The organism is Microbacterium memoriense (assembly GCF_025398275.1).
Lineage (GTDB): Bacteria > Actinomycetota > Actinomycetes > Actinomycetales > Microbacteriaceae > Microbacterium > Microbacterium memoriense.
In genome coordinates this window covers 147,585-163,708 of the sequence record NZ_JAODOR010000014.1, presented here as the reverse complement: position 1 = coordinate 163,708, position 16,124 = coordinate 147,585, and the positions used below count along the sequence as shown (strand labels likewise).

At 68.2% G+C, this 16,124-nt stretch carries 12 protein-coding genes; 5 read left to right on the top strand and 7 right to left on the bottom strand.

From position 1 onward, the window contains the following. The first annotated feature begins 101 nt into the window (after nt 1–101). The 4 genes from argG (at nt 102) to N4R40_RS12255 (ending at nt 7,270) form a co-directional block, all read left to right on the top strand. Nucleotides 102–1,544, top strand: coding sequence for an argininosuccinate synthase (gene argG / locus N4R40_RS12270; protein WP_261607656.1), 1,443 nt, complete (start codon nt 102–104; stop codon nt 1,542–1,544). A gap of 97 nt (nt 1,545–1,641) precedes the next feature. Next, nucleotides 1,642–4,452 carry a YhgE/Pip domain-containing protein gene (locus tag N4R40_RS12265; protein WP_261607655.1) on the top strand — a complete coding sequence of 937 codons (2,811 nt, stop codon included), beginning with the start codon at nt 1,642–1,644 and terminating at the stop codon, nt 4,450–4,452. Beyond that, nucleotides 4,449–6,635 (top strand): YhgE/Pip family protein, encoded by a 2,187-nt coding sequence (locus N4R40_RS12260; RefSeq protein WP_261607654.1) that lies wholly within the window; start codon nt 4,449–4,451, stop codon nt 6,633–6,635. The genes N4R40_RS12265 and N4R40_RS12260 overlap by 4 nt, the downstream gene beginning before the upstream one ends. Nucleotides 6,636–6,643: 8 nt before the next feature. Beyond that, nucleotides 6,644–7,270 (top strand): TetR/AcrR family transcriptional regulator, encoded by a 627-nt coding sequence (locus N4R40_RS12255; RefSeq protein WP_261607653.1) that lies wholly within the window; start codon nt 6,644–6,646, stop codon nt 7,268–7,270. 216 nt (nt 7,271–7,486) lie between these two features. Here the strand turns inward: N4R40_RS12255 and mnhG are convergent, their stop codons facing one another. The 7 genes from mnhG to N4R40_RS12220 all read right to left on the bottom strand — a co-directional run bounded on the left by mnhG (nt 7,487) and on the right by N4R40_RS12220 (nt 14,825). Further along, nucleotides 7,487–7,816 carry a monovalent cation/H(+) antiporter subunit G gene (mnhG, locus tag N4R40_RS12250; RefSeq protein WP_261607685.1) on the bottom strand — a complete coding sequence of 110 codons (330 nt, stop codon included), beginning with the start codon at nt 7,814–7,816 and terminating at the stop codon, nt 7,487–7,489. Nucleotides 7,817–7,830: 14 nt separating this feature from the next. Then, on the bottom strand, nt 7,831–8,100 hold the full coding sequence (locus N4R40_RS12245; protein WP_261607652.1) for a monovalent cation/H+ antiporter complex subunit F: 270 nt from the start codon (nt 8,098–8,100) through the stop codon (nt 7,831–7,833). Further along, a complete protein-coding gene (locus N4R40_RS12240) occupies nt 8,097–8,657 on the bottom strand; it encodes a Na+/H+ antiporter subunit E (protein ID WP_261607651.1) in 561 nt (186 codons plus the stop codon). The genes N4R40_RS12245 and N4R40_RS12240 overlap by 4 nt, the downstream gene beginning before the upstream one ends. Beyond that, nucleotides 8,654–10,219, bottom strand: a complete 1,566-nt coding sequence (locus N4R40_RS12235) for a Na+/H+ antiporter subunit D (protein ID WP_261607650.1) — start codon at nt 10,217–10,219, stop codon at nt 8,654–8,656. Before N4R40_RS12235 ends, N4R40_RS12240 begins: the two co-directional genes overlap by 4 nt. After that, a complete protein-coding gene (locus N4R40_RS12230; RefSeq protein ID WP_261607649.1) occupies nt 10,216–10,743 on the bottom strand; it encodes a Na(+)/H(+) antiporter subunit C in 528 nt (175 codons plus the stop codon). The genes N4R40_RS12235 and N4R40_RS12230 overlap by 4 nt, the downstream gene beginning before the upstream one ends. Continuing rightward, on the bottom strand, nt 10,740–13,688 hold the full coding sequence (locus N4R40_RS12225) for a Na+/H+ antiporter subunit A (protein ID WP_261607648.1): 2,949 nt from the start codon (nt 13,686–13,688) through the stop codon (nt 10,740–10,742). The genes N4R40_RS12230 and N4R40_RS12225 overlap by 4 nt, the downstream gene beginning before the upstream one ends. A 75-nt stretch (nt 13,689–13,763) precedes the next feature. Continuing rightward, nucleotides 13,764–14,825: a LacI family DNA-binding transcriptional regulator gene (locus N4R40_RS12220; RefSeq protein WP_261607647.1), complete on the bottom strand. Its 1,062-nt coding sequence runs from the start codon at nt 14,823–14,825 to the stop codon at nt 13,764–13,766. Between the two features lie 68 nt (nt 14,826–14,893). Here N4R40_RS12220 and N4R40_RS12215 point away from each other — a divergent pair, with 68 nt between their 5' ends. Further along, on the top strand, nt 14,894–16,120 hold the full coding sequence (locus tag N4R40_RS12215; protein ID WP_261607684.1) for an MFS transporter: 1,227 nt from the start codon (nt 14,894–14,896) through the stop codon (nt 16,118–16,120). Nucleotides 16,121–16,124: the final 4 nt, after the last annotated feature.

Here is a 16,124-nt window from a genome sequence, read left to right as displayed (position 1 = left end):
CAAGATGCGCGCGAGCCGGCACCGTATCCGCGCGCGGATCCTGTCGGTCCGCACCGATCGTGTCGGATCGGCGGGGATGCGGCGCTCACTAGACTTGAGGCATGTCGAAGGTCCTTCAGTCCCTGCCCGTCGGCGAGCGCGTCGGCATCGCCTTCTCCGGAGGCCTGGACACGTCCGTCGCGGTCGCGTGGATGCGCGACAAGGGCGCCGTGCCCTACACCTACACCGGTGACCTGGGTCAGTACGACGAAGACGACATCGCCTCGATCCCGGGGCGCGCGCTCCAGTACGGCGCCGAGGCGTCGCGACTGATCGACTGCAAGCCGCTGCTCGTCGAAGAGGGGCTCGTCGCCCTCGCGTGCGGCGCGTTCCACATCCGCTCGGGCGGGCGCACGTACTTCAACACGACGCCGATCGGGCGCGCCGTCACCGGCACCCTCCTCGTGCGCGCCATGAAGGAAGACGGCGTCGACATCTGGGGCGACGGCTCGACGTACAAGGGCAACGACATCGAGCGGTTCTACCGCTACGGCCTGCTCGCGAACCCCGCGCTGCGCATCTACAAGCCGTGGCTCGATGCCGACTTCGTGACCGAGCTCGGCGGGCGCACCGAGATGAGCGAGTGGCTCGTGGCGCACGACTTCCCCTACCGCGACTCCGTCGAGAAGGCCTATTCGACCGACGCGAACATCTGGGGCGCGACGCACGAAGCCAAGACACTCGAGCACCTCAACGTCTCGCTCGAGATCGTCGACCCGATCATGGGAGTGCGGTTCTGGGACCCGGCCGTCGAGATCGAGACCGAAGACGTCACGATCACGTTCGAGGCGGGGCGCCCGGTCGCGCTCAACGGCGTCGCCTACCCGGACGCGGTGGCCCTCGTCATGGAGGCCAACGCCATCGGCGGCCGCCACGGTCTCGGCATGAGCGACCAGATCGAGAACCGCATCATCGAGGCGAAGTCGCGCGGCATCTACGAAGCGCCCGGGATGGCGCTGCTGTTCATCGCCTACGAGCGGCTGGTCAACGGCATCCTCAACGAAGACACCCTCGCGACCTACCACGAGCAGGGACGCCGCCTGGGACGACTCATGTACGAGGGCCGTTGGCTCGAGCCGCAGTCGTTCATGCTGCGCGAGTCGATCCAGCGCTGGGTGGGCTCGGTGGTCTCCGGCTCGGTCACGCTGCGCCTGCGCCGCGGCGAGGACTACACGATCCTCGACACGACCTCCCCGAACCTCTCCTACGGCCCCGAGAAGCTGTCGATGGAACGCGTCGGCGACGCCGCGTTCGGCCCCGTCGACCGGATCGGCCAGCTCACGATGCGGAACCTCGACATCGCCGACTCGCGCGCGCGCCTCGAGCAGTACGCGGGCCTCGGCCTCATCGGCGGGGCGACGGCAGAACTCGTCGGCGAGCTCGCGAGCGGAGAGTCGCGCGAGATCATCGAGCATGCCGAGCAGGCGGATGCCGCAGACGAAGCCCTCGCCGACGCCGTCGAGGCGGCATCGGAGTCGGCGATGTTCGACTTCGGCGCCGACTGATCGCCGACCGCCCCCCGGACCGGAAGCGGCGCATCACGCGCAAAACTCCTCATCACAACTTGCACACCGGTGTGCAGATTAGATGTACCATAGGTCGGTGCGCAAGAGTTTCCAAGTCTTCCGGCGTGACGTCACGCGGATCTTCCGCGCGCGCCGGACGTGGGTCATCGTGCTCGGCGTGCTGCTCACCCCGGCGCTCTACGCCTGGTTCAACATCAACGCGTTCTGGGATCCTTACGCCAACACCGGCAACATCGGCGTCGCCGTCGTCAACCTCGACGAGGGCGCCCGCGCGGACCCGACCGGACCCGTCGATGTCGGCGCACAGGTCGTCGAACAGCTGCGCGCCGACCACCAGCTCGGCTGGGAGTTCATGAGCGAAGACGAGGCGCGTGAGGCCGTGCACTCGGGTGCGGTCTATGCCGCGATCGTCATTCCGCAGAGCTTCAGTTCCGACCTGCTCAGCATCACGACCGGCACGTTCACCCAGCCCGCGCTGACCTACTACGTCAACGAGAAGGCCAGCGCGATCGCCCCGAAGATCACCGACGTCGGCGCCTCCGGCGTCAACAGCAAGATCACGAGCGCTTTCATCGAACAGATCGCGGAGGCAGCGACGACGGAGCTGAAGGATGCCGGTGATGACGTCGCGCTCAAGCTGCTGAACGCCAAGACCGACAGCCTCAACGCCTTCGACGCCACCGCCGCGCAGATCGCCTCGGCGCGCCAGGGCATCACCGACATGAAGACCGGACTGGAGAGATCGCGCGGCTCTCTGAGCGGTGCGCAGACGACCCTCAGCGACGTCGACACCACCCTCGGCGATGTGCAGACCGCCCTCGCCCAGGCGCAGACGAGCGTCGCACAGGCTCAGCGCGATGTGCTCTCGTTCACCGATGCCGCGACCTCCGCCTATGTGCAAGGCGCGACGCTGCTGGCGGATGCCTCGGCGCAGGCGCACATCTCAGTCACCCAGGTGACGCAGACGCTCGGGCAGGCCTCGGCGCGCATCGACGGCGCGATCGACGACATCACCACCGTGACGGAGGCGAATGCCGCCGCGATCGCGCAGCTGCAGACGCTGCTCGATCAGGGCGGTCTCGACTCGGCGGTGACTGAGCAGCTGCAGCAGGTGCTCACGGCGCTGCAGGAGCAGAACCAGGCCGACCAGCGGCTGCTCGCGGACCTCCAGACGATGAACGCCGACGCGGCTGCCGCCATGCAGGCCGTGCATCAGACCGCGGACGCCCTGAACACCGCTGTGCAGGGCGCGCAGACGTCGGCCTCGGGCCTGCGCACGGCGCTCACCCAATCGATCCCCGCGCTGACGAGCGCGATGGCGACGCTGTCGGCGAGCGCCGGAGGCTTCTCCGCCGCCATCGACGCCCAGCGCGCGCAGCTCACGCAGTCGGCCGACCTCCTCTCTGGTCTCGACACCCAGCTCGTCGCCACCTCGGGGGCGCTCGACAGTCTCGACGGCACGCTCGCCGGCATCCAGACCGGGCTCGGCGACGCGCGCACCGACGTGTTGGCGCTCGGCTCGGCATCCTCGTGGAAATCCCTCGGTACCGTCACCGGGCTCGAGCCACAGCAGATCGCGCAGTTCATCGCGAGCCCCGTCGACGTCGTCTCGCACGCCGTCTTCCCCGTCTCCTCGTACGGTTCGGCGATGGCGGCGCTGTTCACGAACCTGTCGCTGTGGATCGGCGCGTTCGTGTTGATGGTGATCTTCAAGGTCGAGGTCGACACCGAGGGGGTCGCCCCGATCCGCGTGAGCGAAGCCTACGTCGGTCGCTTCCTGCTGTTCGGCGCCCTCGGGATGCTGCAAGCCATCGTCGTGTGCGTCGGCAACCTGATCATCGGGGTGCAGACGGCTGACGCGTTCGCGTTCGTGGGCACCGGCATCCTCATCTCCCTCGCGTACGTCAGCATCATCTACGCCCTGTGCGTCGCGTTCGGCCACATCGGGCGGGGGCTGTGCGTCCTGCTCGTCATCATGCAGATACCGGGAGCCTCTGGCCTCTACCCGATCGAGCTCATGCCGCAGTTCTTCCGCAACATCTATCCGTTCCTGCCGTTCACGTACGGCATCGACGCGATGCGCGAGACGATCGCCGGGTTCTACGGCGCGCACTGGTGGCGGTTCATGGGCGTGCTGGCGATCTTCGTCGTGATGGCCTGGGTGCTCGGTCTCGTCGTGCGCCGGCGCCTCGCGTACCTCAACCGCCTGTTCAACCGCGAGGTCATCGCCACCGATCTGCTGATCGGCGAGGACGTCCAGATCGTCGGCCGGGGCTACCGGCTGACCGACGTCATCCACGCTCTCGCCGACCGCGACAAGTTCCGCGGCCGGCTCGACCGGCGCGCCCGGCCGTTCGCCGAACGGTACCCCGCGCTCCTGCGCATCGCGCTCCTCACAGGGCTCGGGGGCATGGCGGTCCTCGGCCTCATCGCGTGGCTGCTGCACGAGCAGAGCGCGACACTCCTGTTCCTCTGGCTCCTGTGGTGCCTCCTCGTCGTCGCGTTCCTCGTCGTGCTGGAATACGTGAGCCACAGCTTCGAGGCCGCCGCCGAGCTCGCCGGTATGGGCGACGCAGAACTGCGCCTCGCGATGCGGGGCGAGGAGGCCAAGGCCGGCGCGGTCACAACGATGCCGCTCGCCGCGGACGGGCGGGATTCCCCGGTTCCCGACGCCGCCGAGCGAACGGTCCCGACGAGCGAAGCTCCCGACCCGCACGTCCCCGATGCGCCGACCGGCACGGACGAATCCGAGCCGGACGAGGACGCGCTCACGAGACTGTTCCGCACGGCCGAGGCGGACGCGGCCCCGGAGACGGAGCCCGAGACATCCCCCACGGATCCCACGCCGTCACCCGAGACCCGGCGCGAAGGAGGCGAGCAGGCATGAGCGGCATCCTGCATTTGATCCGTCGCGATCTGCGGCACTCAGTCATGAACGTCATGGCGATCATCGTGATGTTCGGGCTCGTCGTGATCCCATCGCTGTTCACCTGGTTCAACGTGCTCGCCAGCTGGGACCCGTTCGGTAACACCGAGAACCTCACCGTCGCGGTGGCGTCGACCGACGAGGGGTACCAGAGCGACCTCGTCCCGGTCCGCGTGAACGTCGGCGAGCAGGTGCTCTCGCAGCTGCGCGCTAACGATCAGCTCAACTGGGTGATCACCTCGGAGGACGACGCGATCGACGGCACGAAGTCGGGCCGGTACTACGCCGCGATCGTGCTGCCGCCCTCGTTCAGCGCCGACATGCTCACTTTCTACGCCGACGGCGCGCAGCGCACCGAGCTGGCGTACTACACCAACGAGAAGAAGAACGCTCTCGCCCCGAAGATCACCGGTCAGGGAGCCGAGGGCGTCTCGGCTCAGATCAGCTCGGTGTTCACCGAGACGCTCAGCGACGTCGCGCTCAGCCTCATCTCGTCGCTGTCGGACTACCTGACCGACGCCGACACGCAAGCGGCCCTCGCCCGGGTTGAGGCCCGCGTCGGATCGGTCGCGACCCAGTTGCGCGCGGGCGCCCAGACCGCCGAGATGTTCGAGGCGCTCGCGGAGGGTACGATCCCGCTCGCGCAGAGCGCGTCGGCCCTCGTCTCCGGCACCGGGGCGGCGTTCGGCGACACGTCGGATGCCGCGGGCTCCGGCGCAGGCGCCGCGCAACAGCTCGGCGATGTCCTGCAGTCGGCGACCACCTCGGTCGCCGACGCGCTCCGCACGACCGCGCAGGGCTATGCCGCCGCGGGGGCGAGCGTCGACGATCTGTACGCGAAGGTGGGCACCCTCAGCGGCAGTCAGGCCGACGTGCTGACCACGGTTGCCGCGCGCGTGCAGCAGCAGATCGACGACGCCACGTCTCTGCGCACGACGCTCGTCACCGAGGTGCGTCCGCAGCTGCCTCCGGCCGCGCAGGCGGCTCTCGACGACGTCGTCGCCCAGCTCGACCGGGCGATCGGTCGCCAGCAGGAGCTGCACGACTCCCTCGTCCAGGCCGCGACCGACATCACCGCGGGCAACGCCGCCGCCGAGGCATCCCACCAGCAGGTGCGAGACCTCGTCGCGCAGGCGATCCAGGCGATCCAGCAGGCACAGGACTCGTACACCGGCACTCTCAAGCCGCAGCTGGATGCCCTCGGCTCGACCCTCTCGGTCATCGATGACGACATCGGGGTCGTGCGCGGCGACCTGGCGCAGGCCGCGGCCGGGCTCTCCGGGGCATCCGACTCCGTCGTCGGCACCCTGCAGGGCGCCCAGGCTCTGACCGCGCAGCTCAGCACGACGCTCTCCGACGCCGCGACGAAGTTCGACGGCGTGCAGCAGGCGATCGCCCGCGCCGCCCAGACCGGCGACCTCGCGGGTCTCAGCGAGATTGTCGGATCCGACCCGAGCGTGCTCGCGACGTCGCTCGCCGAACCGGTCCGCGTCGACCGCGTGGAGGTGTTCCCCGTCGTGAGCTTCGGCGCGGGGATGGCGCCGCTCTACACCGTGCTGGCCCTCTGGGTCGGGGCGCTCCTCATGACCGTCGCCATCCGGGTCGACGTCAGCCGTGATGCCCTCCCGGGAGAACCTGAGCTCTCGCCGACCCAGAAGTACCTCGGCCGCTACGGCATCTTCGCCGCGACCGGCCTCGCGCAGTCGACGCTTGTGGTCCTCGGTCTCATCCTGTTCGTGCGCATCGAACCCGCGCATCCGTTCCTGCTGCTCCTGGCCGGGTGGGTGACCTCGCTCATGTTCTCGCTCATCATCTACACGTTCGTCATCGCGTTCGGCAACGCGGGCAAGGCCCTCGCGGTGGTCCTGCTCGTGATCCAGATCTCGGGGTCGGGGGGCGCGTACCCGCTGCAGCTGCTACCGCCGTGGTTCCAGGGCGTCAGCCCCTTCCTCCCGGCCACGCACGCGATCTCAGCGATCCGGTCCGCGATCGCGGGGACCTACGGCGCTGACTTCTGGGTGTCGCTCGGGCTCCTTCTCGCCTTCATGGTCCCCGCGCTGCTCCTCGGGCTCGTGCTGCGGCGGCCGCTCATCTCGTTCAACCGAGGTCTCGTCGATGCGATGGCCTCGACGAAGCTCATGTGAGGAATGCCATGGCCACGACCATCTCCTCCACACCGCGCCGGCGGCGCGACGCGACCGCGAACCGGGCCGCGCTGCTCGCGGCGGCCCAGTCGGTGCTGTCGAACGACCCGAACGCGTCGCTCGACACGATCGCCCATGCCGCGGGGCTCTCCCGCCGCGCACTCTACGGGCACTTCCCCGACCGCGACAGCCTGCTGCGCGAGGTGATCACGAACGGCACCGTCCGCTTCAACGCGATCGCCGAGGAGGTCGACGATCGCGACCCGCGCGTCGCCCTGGCCCGGATGGCCGCGCGGCTGTGGCACGAGGCATCCACCGTGCGCGCAACGGCGAACATCGCCCTCGACGACACCCATGTCGCCGTGACGATCCGCGCACTCGCCCCGCTGCGCCGCCGCCTGCGTGCGCTCGCGCGCGCGGGTGTGGCGTCGGGGGCGTTCCGGGGCGACGTCCCGCCGGACCTCCTCGCCTTCCTCATCGAGGAGACGGCGCGCGCGACCTTGCGCGAACTGCGTCTGACGACGGCGGATGCCGCGGCCACCGTCATCCGCGTGGTCCTCAGCATCGCGGGCCTGTCGTGGACCGAGCAGCGCGACCTGCTTGCCGCCCACCCCGACATCCTCGGAGTGGGCTGACCGCGCGCTGCGTCCGGGAGGGGACGACGTTCGGGGAGGTCTTTCCGGGCGGCATTCGCCCTCCCGGACGCAGAAGTCCTCCCGAATGCGGCATCCCGGCGTCCCGGGTCACCCCCTGATCGCGGAGGAGGACCTCGCCGGGCGGCGCGCGGCATCCCCCTGCGTGCTCGTTTCGCAGCCGTCGCGCCCCCGCCGAAACGCGGGTCGTGGACCGGCTCAGCCGCCCGCTGCGGGCGGGGTGCGACGTGATTCGTCGAGCTCGTCGACAAGCAACGACTGCTCGTCGATCGTGCCGTTGCGATACGCCTGACGGCCGACCATGTGCGCCGACAGCGGCGCCGTCGCGAGCTGGATCAACACGATCGGCACGAGGAACGCGGTCACCTGCCACGAGCCGAGTGACAGGCCGATCGCGATCGCGATGAGGATGAGCCCCAGCACCTGGGGTTTCGTGGCCGCGTGCAGGCGCGACGGGACATCCCGGAATCGCAGCAAACCGATGGCCGCCGTGAGGCACAGCAGGGCGCCGATGAGGATCAGGACCATCACGATGACGTCGATCACTTCGTTCCTCCGTCTCGGCGGGCCACGAACCGGGCGATCGAGATCGATCCGAACACACCCACCGCCGCGACGATGAGCAGCAGCGGCAGCGTGCGGGTGTGGTGGTTGATCGCCATCTCCGCCCCGAGCACGCAGATGATGAGCGTCAGCAGCACGTCGGAGGCGACAGCCCGGTCGAGGATCGACGGCCCGGAGATGATCCGCCACACGGTCAGGAGCGCGGCCACGGCGAAGACGACGTAGACGACGGTCAACAGGACGCTCATGCGGATTTCCCCTCTGCGGCCGCGTCGCGGATCGCCGCAACCTGATCGCGGGATCCGACAGCGCGCACGATTCGCTCTTCCCACTGCTGCACGGAGCGACGCTGGTGTTCGAGCTGCGCCTCATCGCGCACGCCCAGCACGTGCAAGTAAAGGATGCGTCGATCGCGGTCGACGTCGACGATGAGCGAGCCCGGGATGAGGGATGCCGTGACCGCGACGTGCGTCATGATCAGGTCGTCGTCGGTGACGAGCGGGACAGCCATGATCGCCGTGCCAGGATGGCCGGGAGCGAGGATCTGCCACGTCACGGTCAGCGACCCGCGGATGAGGGCCGCCAGGAACTCGACGAAGAACACGAGGCCCCACCAGAGGTTCACCCGTCCGGAGAGCTCGACGGGCGGCAGGCGGAACACTCGGGTGACGAAGATCGCCACGATGATGCCGGTCACCGCTGCGAGCACCGTGAACTGGCCCCAGAGCAACATCCAGAGCGCGACGAGCCAGACGAAGAACGGCAGCTGCCGCCAGAGCGCGGAGGCGATCGTCGCGGGGCTCACGACTGCGCCTCCTGCTCGAGCTGGACGAGCGAGATGGGATCCTGCAGCGCATCGCCGATCCGAGCGCACAATTCGTACAACGGCCCGGCGAAGAGCGTGAGCGCGACGGTGACGGCCACCATGCCCGCCGTCGTGGCGGTCATGATGCGCGGGATGACGCGACGCTCGTTCTGTTCGTCGGCGGCCGGTGCTTCGTCGAGATAGGAGATGCGATCGGGCGCGGCGAGCTCGTCGGTCTGGTCATCCTCTTCACGCCAGAACGCCAGGTTCCATGCCCGCATGAGGGTATAGAGCGTCAGGAGTGACGTGATGATGCCGCCGATGATCAGCGCGTACATCAGCGGCGTCCCCACCTCGGCCGCCGCTTGGAAGAGTGCGAACTTCCCGATGAAGCCCGAGAACGGCGGGAGCCCTCCCAGGTTGATCGCCGGCAAGAAATACAGGACTGCGATCACCGGTGCCGCGCGCATGAGCCCGTTGACCTTGAGGATCGAGGTCGATCCCGCGCGCCGCTCGATGAGACCGATCGCGAGGAAGAGGGTCGTCTGCACCACGATGTGATGGACCATGTAATAGATCGTCGCGCCGAGGGCGAGCGGTGTCGCGATCGCGAGACCGAATACCAGATACCCGACGTGACTCACGAGCGTGAACGACAGGATGCGTTTCAACTCGGCTTGCGCGACGGCGCCGAGTACCCCGACGATCATCGTCGCGAGGGCGGCGAACAGAAGCAGCGTATTGACATCGTTGTCGCGGAAGATCTGCGTTTCGGTGCGGATCATCGCGTAGACGCCGACCTTGGTGAGCAGACCCGCGAAGACCGCCGTGACCGGCGCCGGCGCGGTCGGGTACGAGTCGGGCAGCCAGAACGACAGCGGGAAGACCGCCGCCTTGATACTGAAGGCCAGCAGGAGCATGAGGTGCAACACCAGCTGGGTGGACTGCGGCAGTTCGCTCATGCGCTCGGCGAGCTGCGCGATGTTGACCGTGCCGAGCGCGCCGTAGATCGCCGCGATCGCCGCGAGGAAGAGGATCGAGGACATGAGCGAGACGACGATGTACACGACGCCCGTGCGGATGCGGTTCTCGGTCGATCCGAGCGTGATCAGCACGTAGGAGGCAACCAACAGGATCTCGAATCCGACGTACAGATTGAAGAGGTCTCCGGCGATGAAGGCGTTGAAGATGCCCGCCGCGAGGATCAGATACGAGGGGTGGAAGATCGTGACGGGGGTGTCGTCGTCGCCGTCCGCCGCACCTTGGCCGACCGAGAAGAGCAGCACCGCGAGCAGCACGACGCTCGAGATCACGACGAGGAGCGCCGCCAGACGGTCGACATAGAGGACGATCCCGAAGGGGATCGGCCATCCACCCACCGACACCGCGATCGCCTGACCGGTCGTATCGACCGCGTAGAGCAGCACGGAGGCGATGACGAGGACGAGCGTCAGCGTGACGATCGACACGCCGACCTGCACCCGACGCTGCCGGCCGAAGATCAGCACGAGCGCTGCCCCCAACAGGGGCAGTGTCACGAGCAGGGGCACGAGCGCGCTCATCGCCGATCGCCTCCGTCCGGGGTGTCGGTGGGCGCGTCATCGCGGATGCTGTCGAGATCGCGGTGGTGCAGCACGGTGATCGGCGCGGTCGCGGATCCGATGAAGTCGGTCGTGGCGTCGTCGTCTTCCGGTGTGATCTCGTCGTCCAGCACGTCTTCGTCGACGGGGGTCCGCGCGCGCAGCGCGACGTCTTCCTCGTCGTCGAGAACCGTGTCGGCCTGCCCCAATTGCCACGAGCGGTAGATCAGGGCCAGGAGGAACGCCGAGACGGCGAACGTGATCACGATCGCCGTGAGCGTCAGCGCCTGGGGCAACGGATCGCTCATCTCCTCCGGGGACGAAGCCGCCCCGAAGAACGGAGCCACACCGGGCTGCCCCATCACGATCAGGAGGAACAGGTTCGCGGCGTTGCCCAGGAGCAGGAAGCCGAACAGCACACGCGTGAGGCTGCGCTCGAGCATCGCGTACGAGCCGGCGGCGAACAGCACGCCCATGATGATGATCAGCACGAAGGAGACGCTCATGACACGCCCACCGTTCCCGGCGTCTGCCGGAGGGCCTGCACCTGTCGGTCGACTTCGCCGCCGAGCGAGCGCAGAACGTCGAGCACGAGTCCGATGACGACGAGGTACACGCCGATGTCGAAGATCGTCGAGGTCACGAATTCGATGTGACCGATGACGGGGAGTTCGGCTTCCCAGAACCAGCTGGTCAGCGGCGCCGCGCCGAACAGCAGCGGAACGACCGCGCACCCGACAGCCAACGTCATGCCGACGCCGAGGAGGCGTCCCGCATCCGTCGGAGCGGCGGCACCCAACTCATAGCGACCGCCCGCGACGTACCGCATGACGAGCGCCATACCGGCCACGAGGCCCCCCGCGAATCCGCCGCCCGGCAGGTTGTGTCCGGCGAACAGCAGATAGATCGACACGAGGATGATCGTGTGGAAGAGGATGCGGACGATCACTTCGAGCATGATCGACCGGTTCTCGGGACGCATCCGCTGCCCGCCGATCAACCACGCCTGACGCGTGCTGTCCGGCCGGGCCGAACGGGGGCGCGGTCCCTCTTCGGTCTCCACGAGCGGGCGGCGGGTCCGTGTCGCGGCCGTCGGCAGCGGCGAGATCGCGCGGGAGAGCAAGTCGGAGCGATGCGTGACGAAAACGAGTGACGCGACCCCGGTTGCCGCGAGGATCAGCACCGATAGCTCACCCATCGTGTCCCACCCGCGCAGGTCGACGAGGGCGACGTTGACGACGTTCTTGCCGTGGCCGAGTTCGTAGGCCAACTCGGGAAAACGGTCCGAGATCGGATCGGCGACCCGGGCGCCCGTCGCCACCATCGCGATGAACGCCATCGTGACACCCACGCCGACGGCGAGGAGGGCCCGCGCGACGGGCCACACCGACGCATTGTGTTCACCGAGGCGCGCGGGAATCCGACGCAAAACGAGAGCGAACGCGACGAGAGTCACCGTCTCGACCAGAATCTGCGTCAGCGCGAGGTCCGGCGCACCGCTCGTCGCGAACAGCAACACCATCCCCAGCCCTGTGACCGACACGAGAACGACGCCGGTGTACCGCTTGCGCGCGCGCACCGCCATGAGCCCGGCGAGAATCATGATCGGCGCGGCGACAAGCTGCATCGGTGTCTGCCAGCCGTCGAGCTGGATGTTCCAATCGGCCATGCCGGCGACGAGCGCGGTGCCCTCGGCGGCGACGAAGACCACCAGGATCGTGCCGACGTACAGCGGCAACGATCCCCGCTGAGTGAAGGTCGTGGTCCACGTGGAGACACGCGCGATACCGCGGAGCGTGGCGTTGTAGACGTCGGCGGCGGAGAAGCGCAGCACGCGGCGCGGTGCCCAGCCGAACCGCAGCTGCAGCGCGAACACCGCGAAGCCCAACGCGATCGATCCGAGTGACAGGAAGAGGGCGGGCTCCCATCCGTGCCAGAGAGCCAAGTGGTACGGATGCTCGGAGACTCCGGCATCCGCCGCCTGATCGGCGTACGGGGCGATCGCGGTGTCGACCCACGGAGCGGCGAAGCCGAGCACGAGCGTGAGCCCGGCCAAGAGCACCGGCGCCGCGAGGAAGCCAATCGGCGGGTCGGGCCATGCGGTGACCGGGCGCGGTGCGCCATCGGCATCCTTCTTCGTCCAGAACGCACCCCAGACGAAACGGATTCCATACGCGGCCGTCAGAACCGAGCCGAGCACGATTCCGATGAGTGCGACGAGTGCCCAGGGATCGGTCGCGGCGTCGTGGAGGAAAGCGGTGAGTGTCGCCTCTTTCGCCACGAACCCGATCGTGGGGGCGAGCCCGATCATCGAAGCGACCGCGATCATCGAAAACGTCGCCAGCGTCGTGGCCTGCCGGCCGACGCCGGAGAGCTCGCCGATGTCGCGTGTGGAGAGTTGGCGGTCGATCACACCCACCACGAGGAACAACGCCGACTTGAAGAGGGCATGCCCGACGAGCAACGCGAGTCCCGCCAGCGCCGTATCGCGGACGCCGTAGCCGAGGACGGCGGTCAGCATGCCGAGTTGACTGACGGTGCCGAAGGCCAGGATGCGCTTGAGGTCCGATTCGCGGAGCGCCTGTAGACCACCGAGCAGCATCGTGAAGATGCCGAGCGAGATCACGATCGGACGCCACAGATCGGAGATGAACAGGAACGGGGCGAACCGGGCGATGAAGTAGATGCCGGCTTTGACCATCGCCGCCGCGTGGAGATACGCGCTCACCGGTGTGGGAGCTGCCATGGCGCCGGGAAGCCAGAAGTGGAAGGGGAAGATGGCCGACTTGCTGAGCGCCCCGACCAGCAACATGGCCACGGCGGTGTTGAGGAGCGCGGGGTTGACCGTCGCCTCCAGCGCCTGCCAAGACACGAGGATCTCGGAGATGCTCGACGTGCCCGCCTGCACCGCGACGATCACGGCGCCGACGAACATGACGAGGCCACCGAGGGTTGTCACGAGCAGCGCCTGCAAGGCCGCGCGGCGACTGGCACCGCGGCGGTGATAGAAGCCGATCAGCAGATAGGACAGGATGCTGGTGACTTCCCACAGCATGACCAGAACGATGAGATCGTCCGTCAGGACCAATCCGTACATCGCTCCGGCGAAGCCGAGCAGGACGGCGGAGAAGAGTCCGACTCCCTCTTTTTTGCCCGCGAAATACCAACGGCAGTAGATCATGACGAGGGCCCCGACGCCCGTCACGATCAAGGCCATCACCCAGCCGAGGGTGTCCATCCGCATCGACAGATCGATGCCGAGTCGCGGAATCCACGCGTAGGTCTCAAACGGTGCGTTGCCGGCGAGCACGGTGGGCGTCTGCAGCACGGCGTGGGTGAATGCCGCAAGCGGAACGAGTGCCGCGAGGAAGAAAGCGCGGGGTCCGAGACGACCGACGAGCCACGGAAGAACCAGCGGAACGATCGCGAACGCGCCGAGGAGAATCAGCAACCTGGCCTCCTCGGGTTCGCGGGGGTCGTTGCGACTAGTTTACGGGAGTCCTCAGCGCCCGGCGCGCGAAACCCCTCAACGCATCGCTGACGGGCCGGTCGTATTCCCGGGTCGGAATTCGCACGTGAACAACAGTGATGAGGGCTCGCGGTCATCGAGCATGGCGGCGATCACGGCGCCCGCCGCGCGTCCCTTCTCGGTGGCCGCCTGCACAAGAGTCGTCAGCACGTAGGGGGCGAGGCCGTCCACCGGGACACCGTCGAAACCGGTGACGCTCACATCTTCCGGCACACGGAGCCCGAGTTCCTCGGCCGCGCGGATCACCCCGGTCGCGAGCAGATCGCTCTGGGCGATGACGGCCGTCGGCCGCGACTCGGGGTCACTCAGCACAATGCGGCCGGCCGCTGTCCCGCCATCGATCGTGCTCGTCGCGGCCGAGAAGGCCCGGGCATCCGGGTAGACGTCGCGCGCGCCGGCAAGCCGATCGCGCGTGACGTCCACCGTGATCTCGTCGGACTCAGACACCCAGCCCGCTTCGCGGCGCTTGTCGCGGCCGAGAGTGACGATCGCGACATTCTCGTGCCCGAGGTCACGCAGATGCTGGGCGGCCTGACGCTGCGCTTCCCGGTTGTCCAGCAAGATCCGCGGAACACCGTCACCGGCATCACCCTCGATCACGACAACGGGTATGCCCCGGGCCTGCACTGCCTCGAGCGAGTGTCGCAGTATCGGGCTGCATCCGATCAGCACCGCCGCATCGATCGGTGCGGTGATGAGCGTGGGTGCGGAGGGGTCGGCCTCGCCGGCTTCGACCGGGTCCCGGAGGAGGAGCAGGCCGGCGCCGAGGGGCGCGACCGCCTCCGACAGGCCGTCCATCATGAGCCGCTGGACCGGGTCGAGGAACGCCGAACCCAGCGGTCCTTCGAACACCACCGCAACAATGCCGCTGCGCCCACGTCGCAGTGACGCCGCGCGTGGGTCGGGACCGGTGTATCCCAGTTCTTCGGCCGCCACGAGCACCTTCAGCCGGGTGGGGCCCGAGACCGGTGTCTTTCCACTGAAGACGACCGACGCCGTCGACGGCGCGACCCCGGCGGCGCGCGCGACGTCGGAGATGGTCGCCCGCCGAGTGGTCACCCCTTGATGGTAACCCCTCTGTTGCGCCCGGTGTCGAATCGATTCGGTAGGCTCTCTGCGTGACCACCATTGCTCCCGAGATGACCCGCACCACCCTGGTGCAGTGGCGGACCGCCATCTTCGCTCTGTTCCTCTTGTGCGGAGTGACGTTCGCCTCGTGGGCCTCGCGCCTGCCCTCGGTCAAGCGCGCGCTCGGCATCGGTGACCTCGAGTTGGGGATGCTGCTGTTCGTCATGGGCGCCGGATCCCTCATCGGTCTCACTCTCGCCAACATCATCGTGGTGCGCTGGGGCGCTCGTCGCGGGCTGTACGTCATGTTCACCGGACTCACGATCGCGCTGATCATCGTGGGTTTCGGCGTGGAGACGCTCGGGTCGTTTCCGGTCGCCGCCGTCGGCCTGGCCCTCATGGGTCTCACGTTCGGCGCCAGTGACGTCATGATCAACGTCGAAGCAGCCGCGGTCGAGCAGCGTTTCGGCAAGACGCTCATGCCGCTCTTCCATGCCTTCTTCAGTCTCGGCACCGTCGCGGGCGCCGGCATCGGTGTCGCGATGGCAGCGTGGCAGGTTCCGGTCAGTGTCCACCTCTGGGCCGTTGCGGTACTGGTCGTCGCCGTCACTGTCGTGTCCCTGCGATTCGTGCCGGTGCACGACCCCGGAGACGTCAAGGACGATTCCCCCGCCTCTTCCCGCCGCGAACGGTTCTCGGCCGCGCTCGCGGTGTGGCGGGAGCCTCGCATCTACGCGATCGGGCTCATCATGCTCGGCATGGCCTTCGCCGAAGGTAGCGCGAACGACTGGTTGACGATCGCGGTCGTCGACGGGCACGGCCAGCGCGAAGAGGTCGGCGCGATCGCACTCACGGTGTTCTCGGTCGCGATGACCGCCTTCCGCGCCGTCGGTGGACCGCTCGTCGACCGGATCGGACGCGTATGGACGCTCCGCATCCTCTCGGTCGCCGCTGCCGCGGGACTCATCACCTTCATCCTCGCCCCGAACCTGCCGGTCGCCTTCGTCGGCGTCGCGCTCTGGGGTGCCGGCGCTTCGCTCGGCTTTCCCCTGGGCATGTCCGCGGCGGCCGACGACCCGTCGCGCGCGGCGGCATCCGTCTCCGCGGCCGCGACGATCGGCTACGTCGCGTTCCTGTGCGGCCCACCCGTGCTCGGCTGGATCAGCCATCAGATCGGGATTCTGCCGACCCTGTGTATCATCGTCGGCCTCATCATCGTGAGCGGCCTGGCCTCCGGCGCCGCGAAGCCCATCGCCGGCTCGCAGGTCGGCGTCGGCCGCCACTGACCCC

Coding starts and splice junctions, on each gene's coding strand:
- N4R40_RS12245 (WP_261607652.1), bottom strand. CDS start 8,100: ATGAGCGTCCTGTTGACCGTCGTCTACGTCGTCTTCGCCGTGGCCGCG.
- mnhG (WP_261607685.1), bottom strand. CDS start 7,816: ATGGTCCTGATCCTCATCGGCGCCCTGCTGTGCCTCACGGCGGCCATC.
- N4R40_RS12230 (WP_261607649.1), bottom strand. CDS start 10,743: ATGAGCGTCTCCTTCGTGCTGATCATCATCATGGGCGTGCTGTTCGCC.
- N4R40_RS12260 (WP_261607654.1), top strand. CDS start 4,449: ATGAGCGGCATCCTGCATTTGATCCGTCGCGATCTGCGGCACTCAGTC.
- N4R40_RS12255 (WP_261607653.1), top strand. CDS start 6,644: ATGGCCACGACCATCTCCTCCACACCGCGCCGGCGGCGCGACGCGACC.
- argG (WP_261607656.1), top strand. CDS start 102: ATGTCGAAGGTCCTTCAGTCCCTGCCCGTCGGCGAGCGCGTCGGCATC.
- N4R40_RS12235 (WP_261607650.1), bottom strand. CDS start 10,219: ATGAGCGCGCTCGTGCCCCTGCTCGTGACACTGCCCCTGTTGGGGGCA.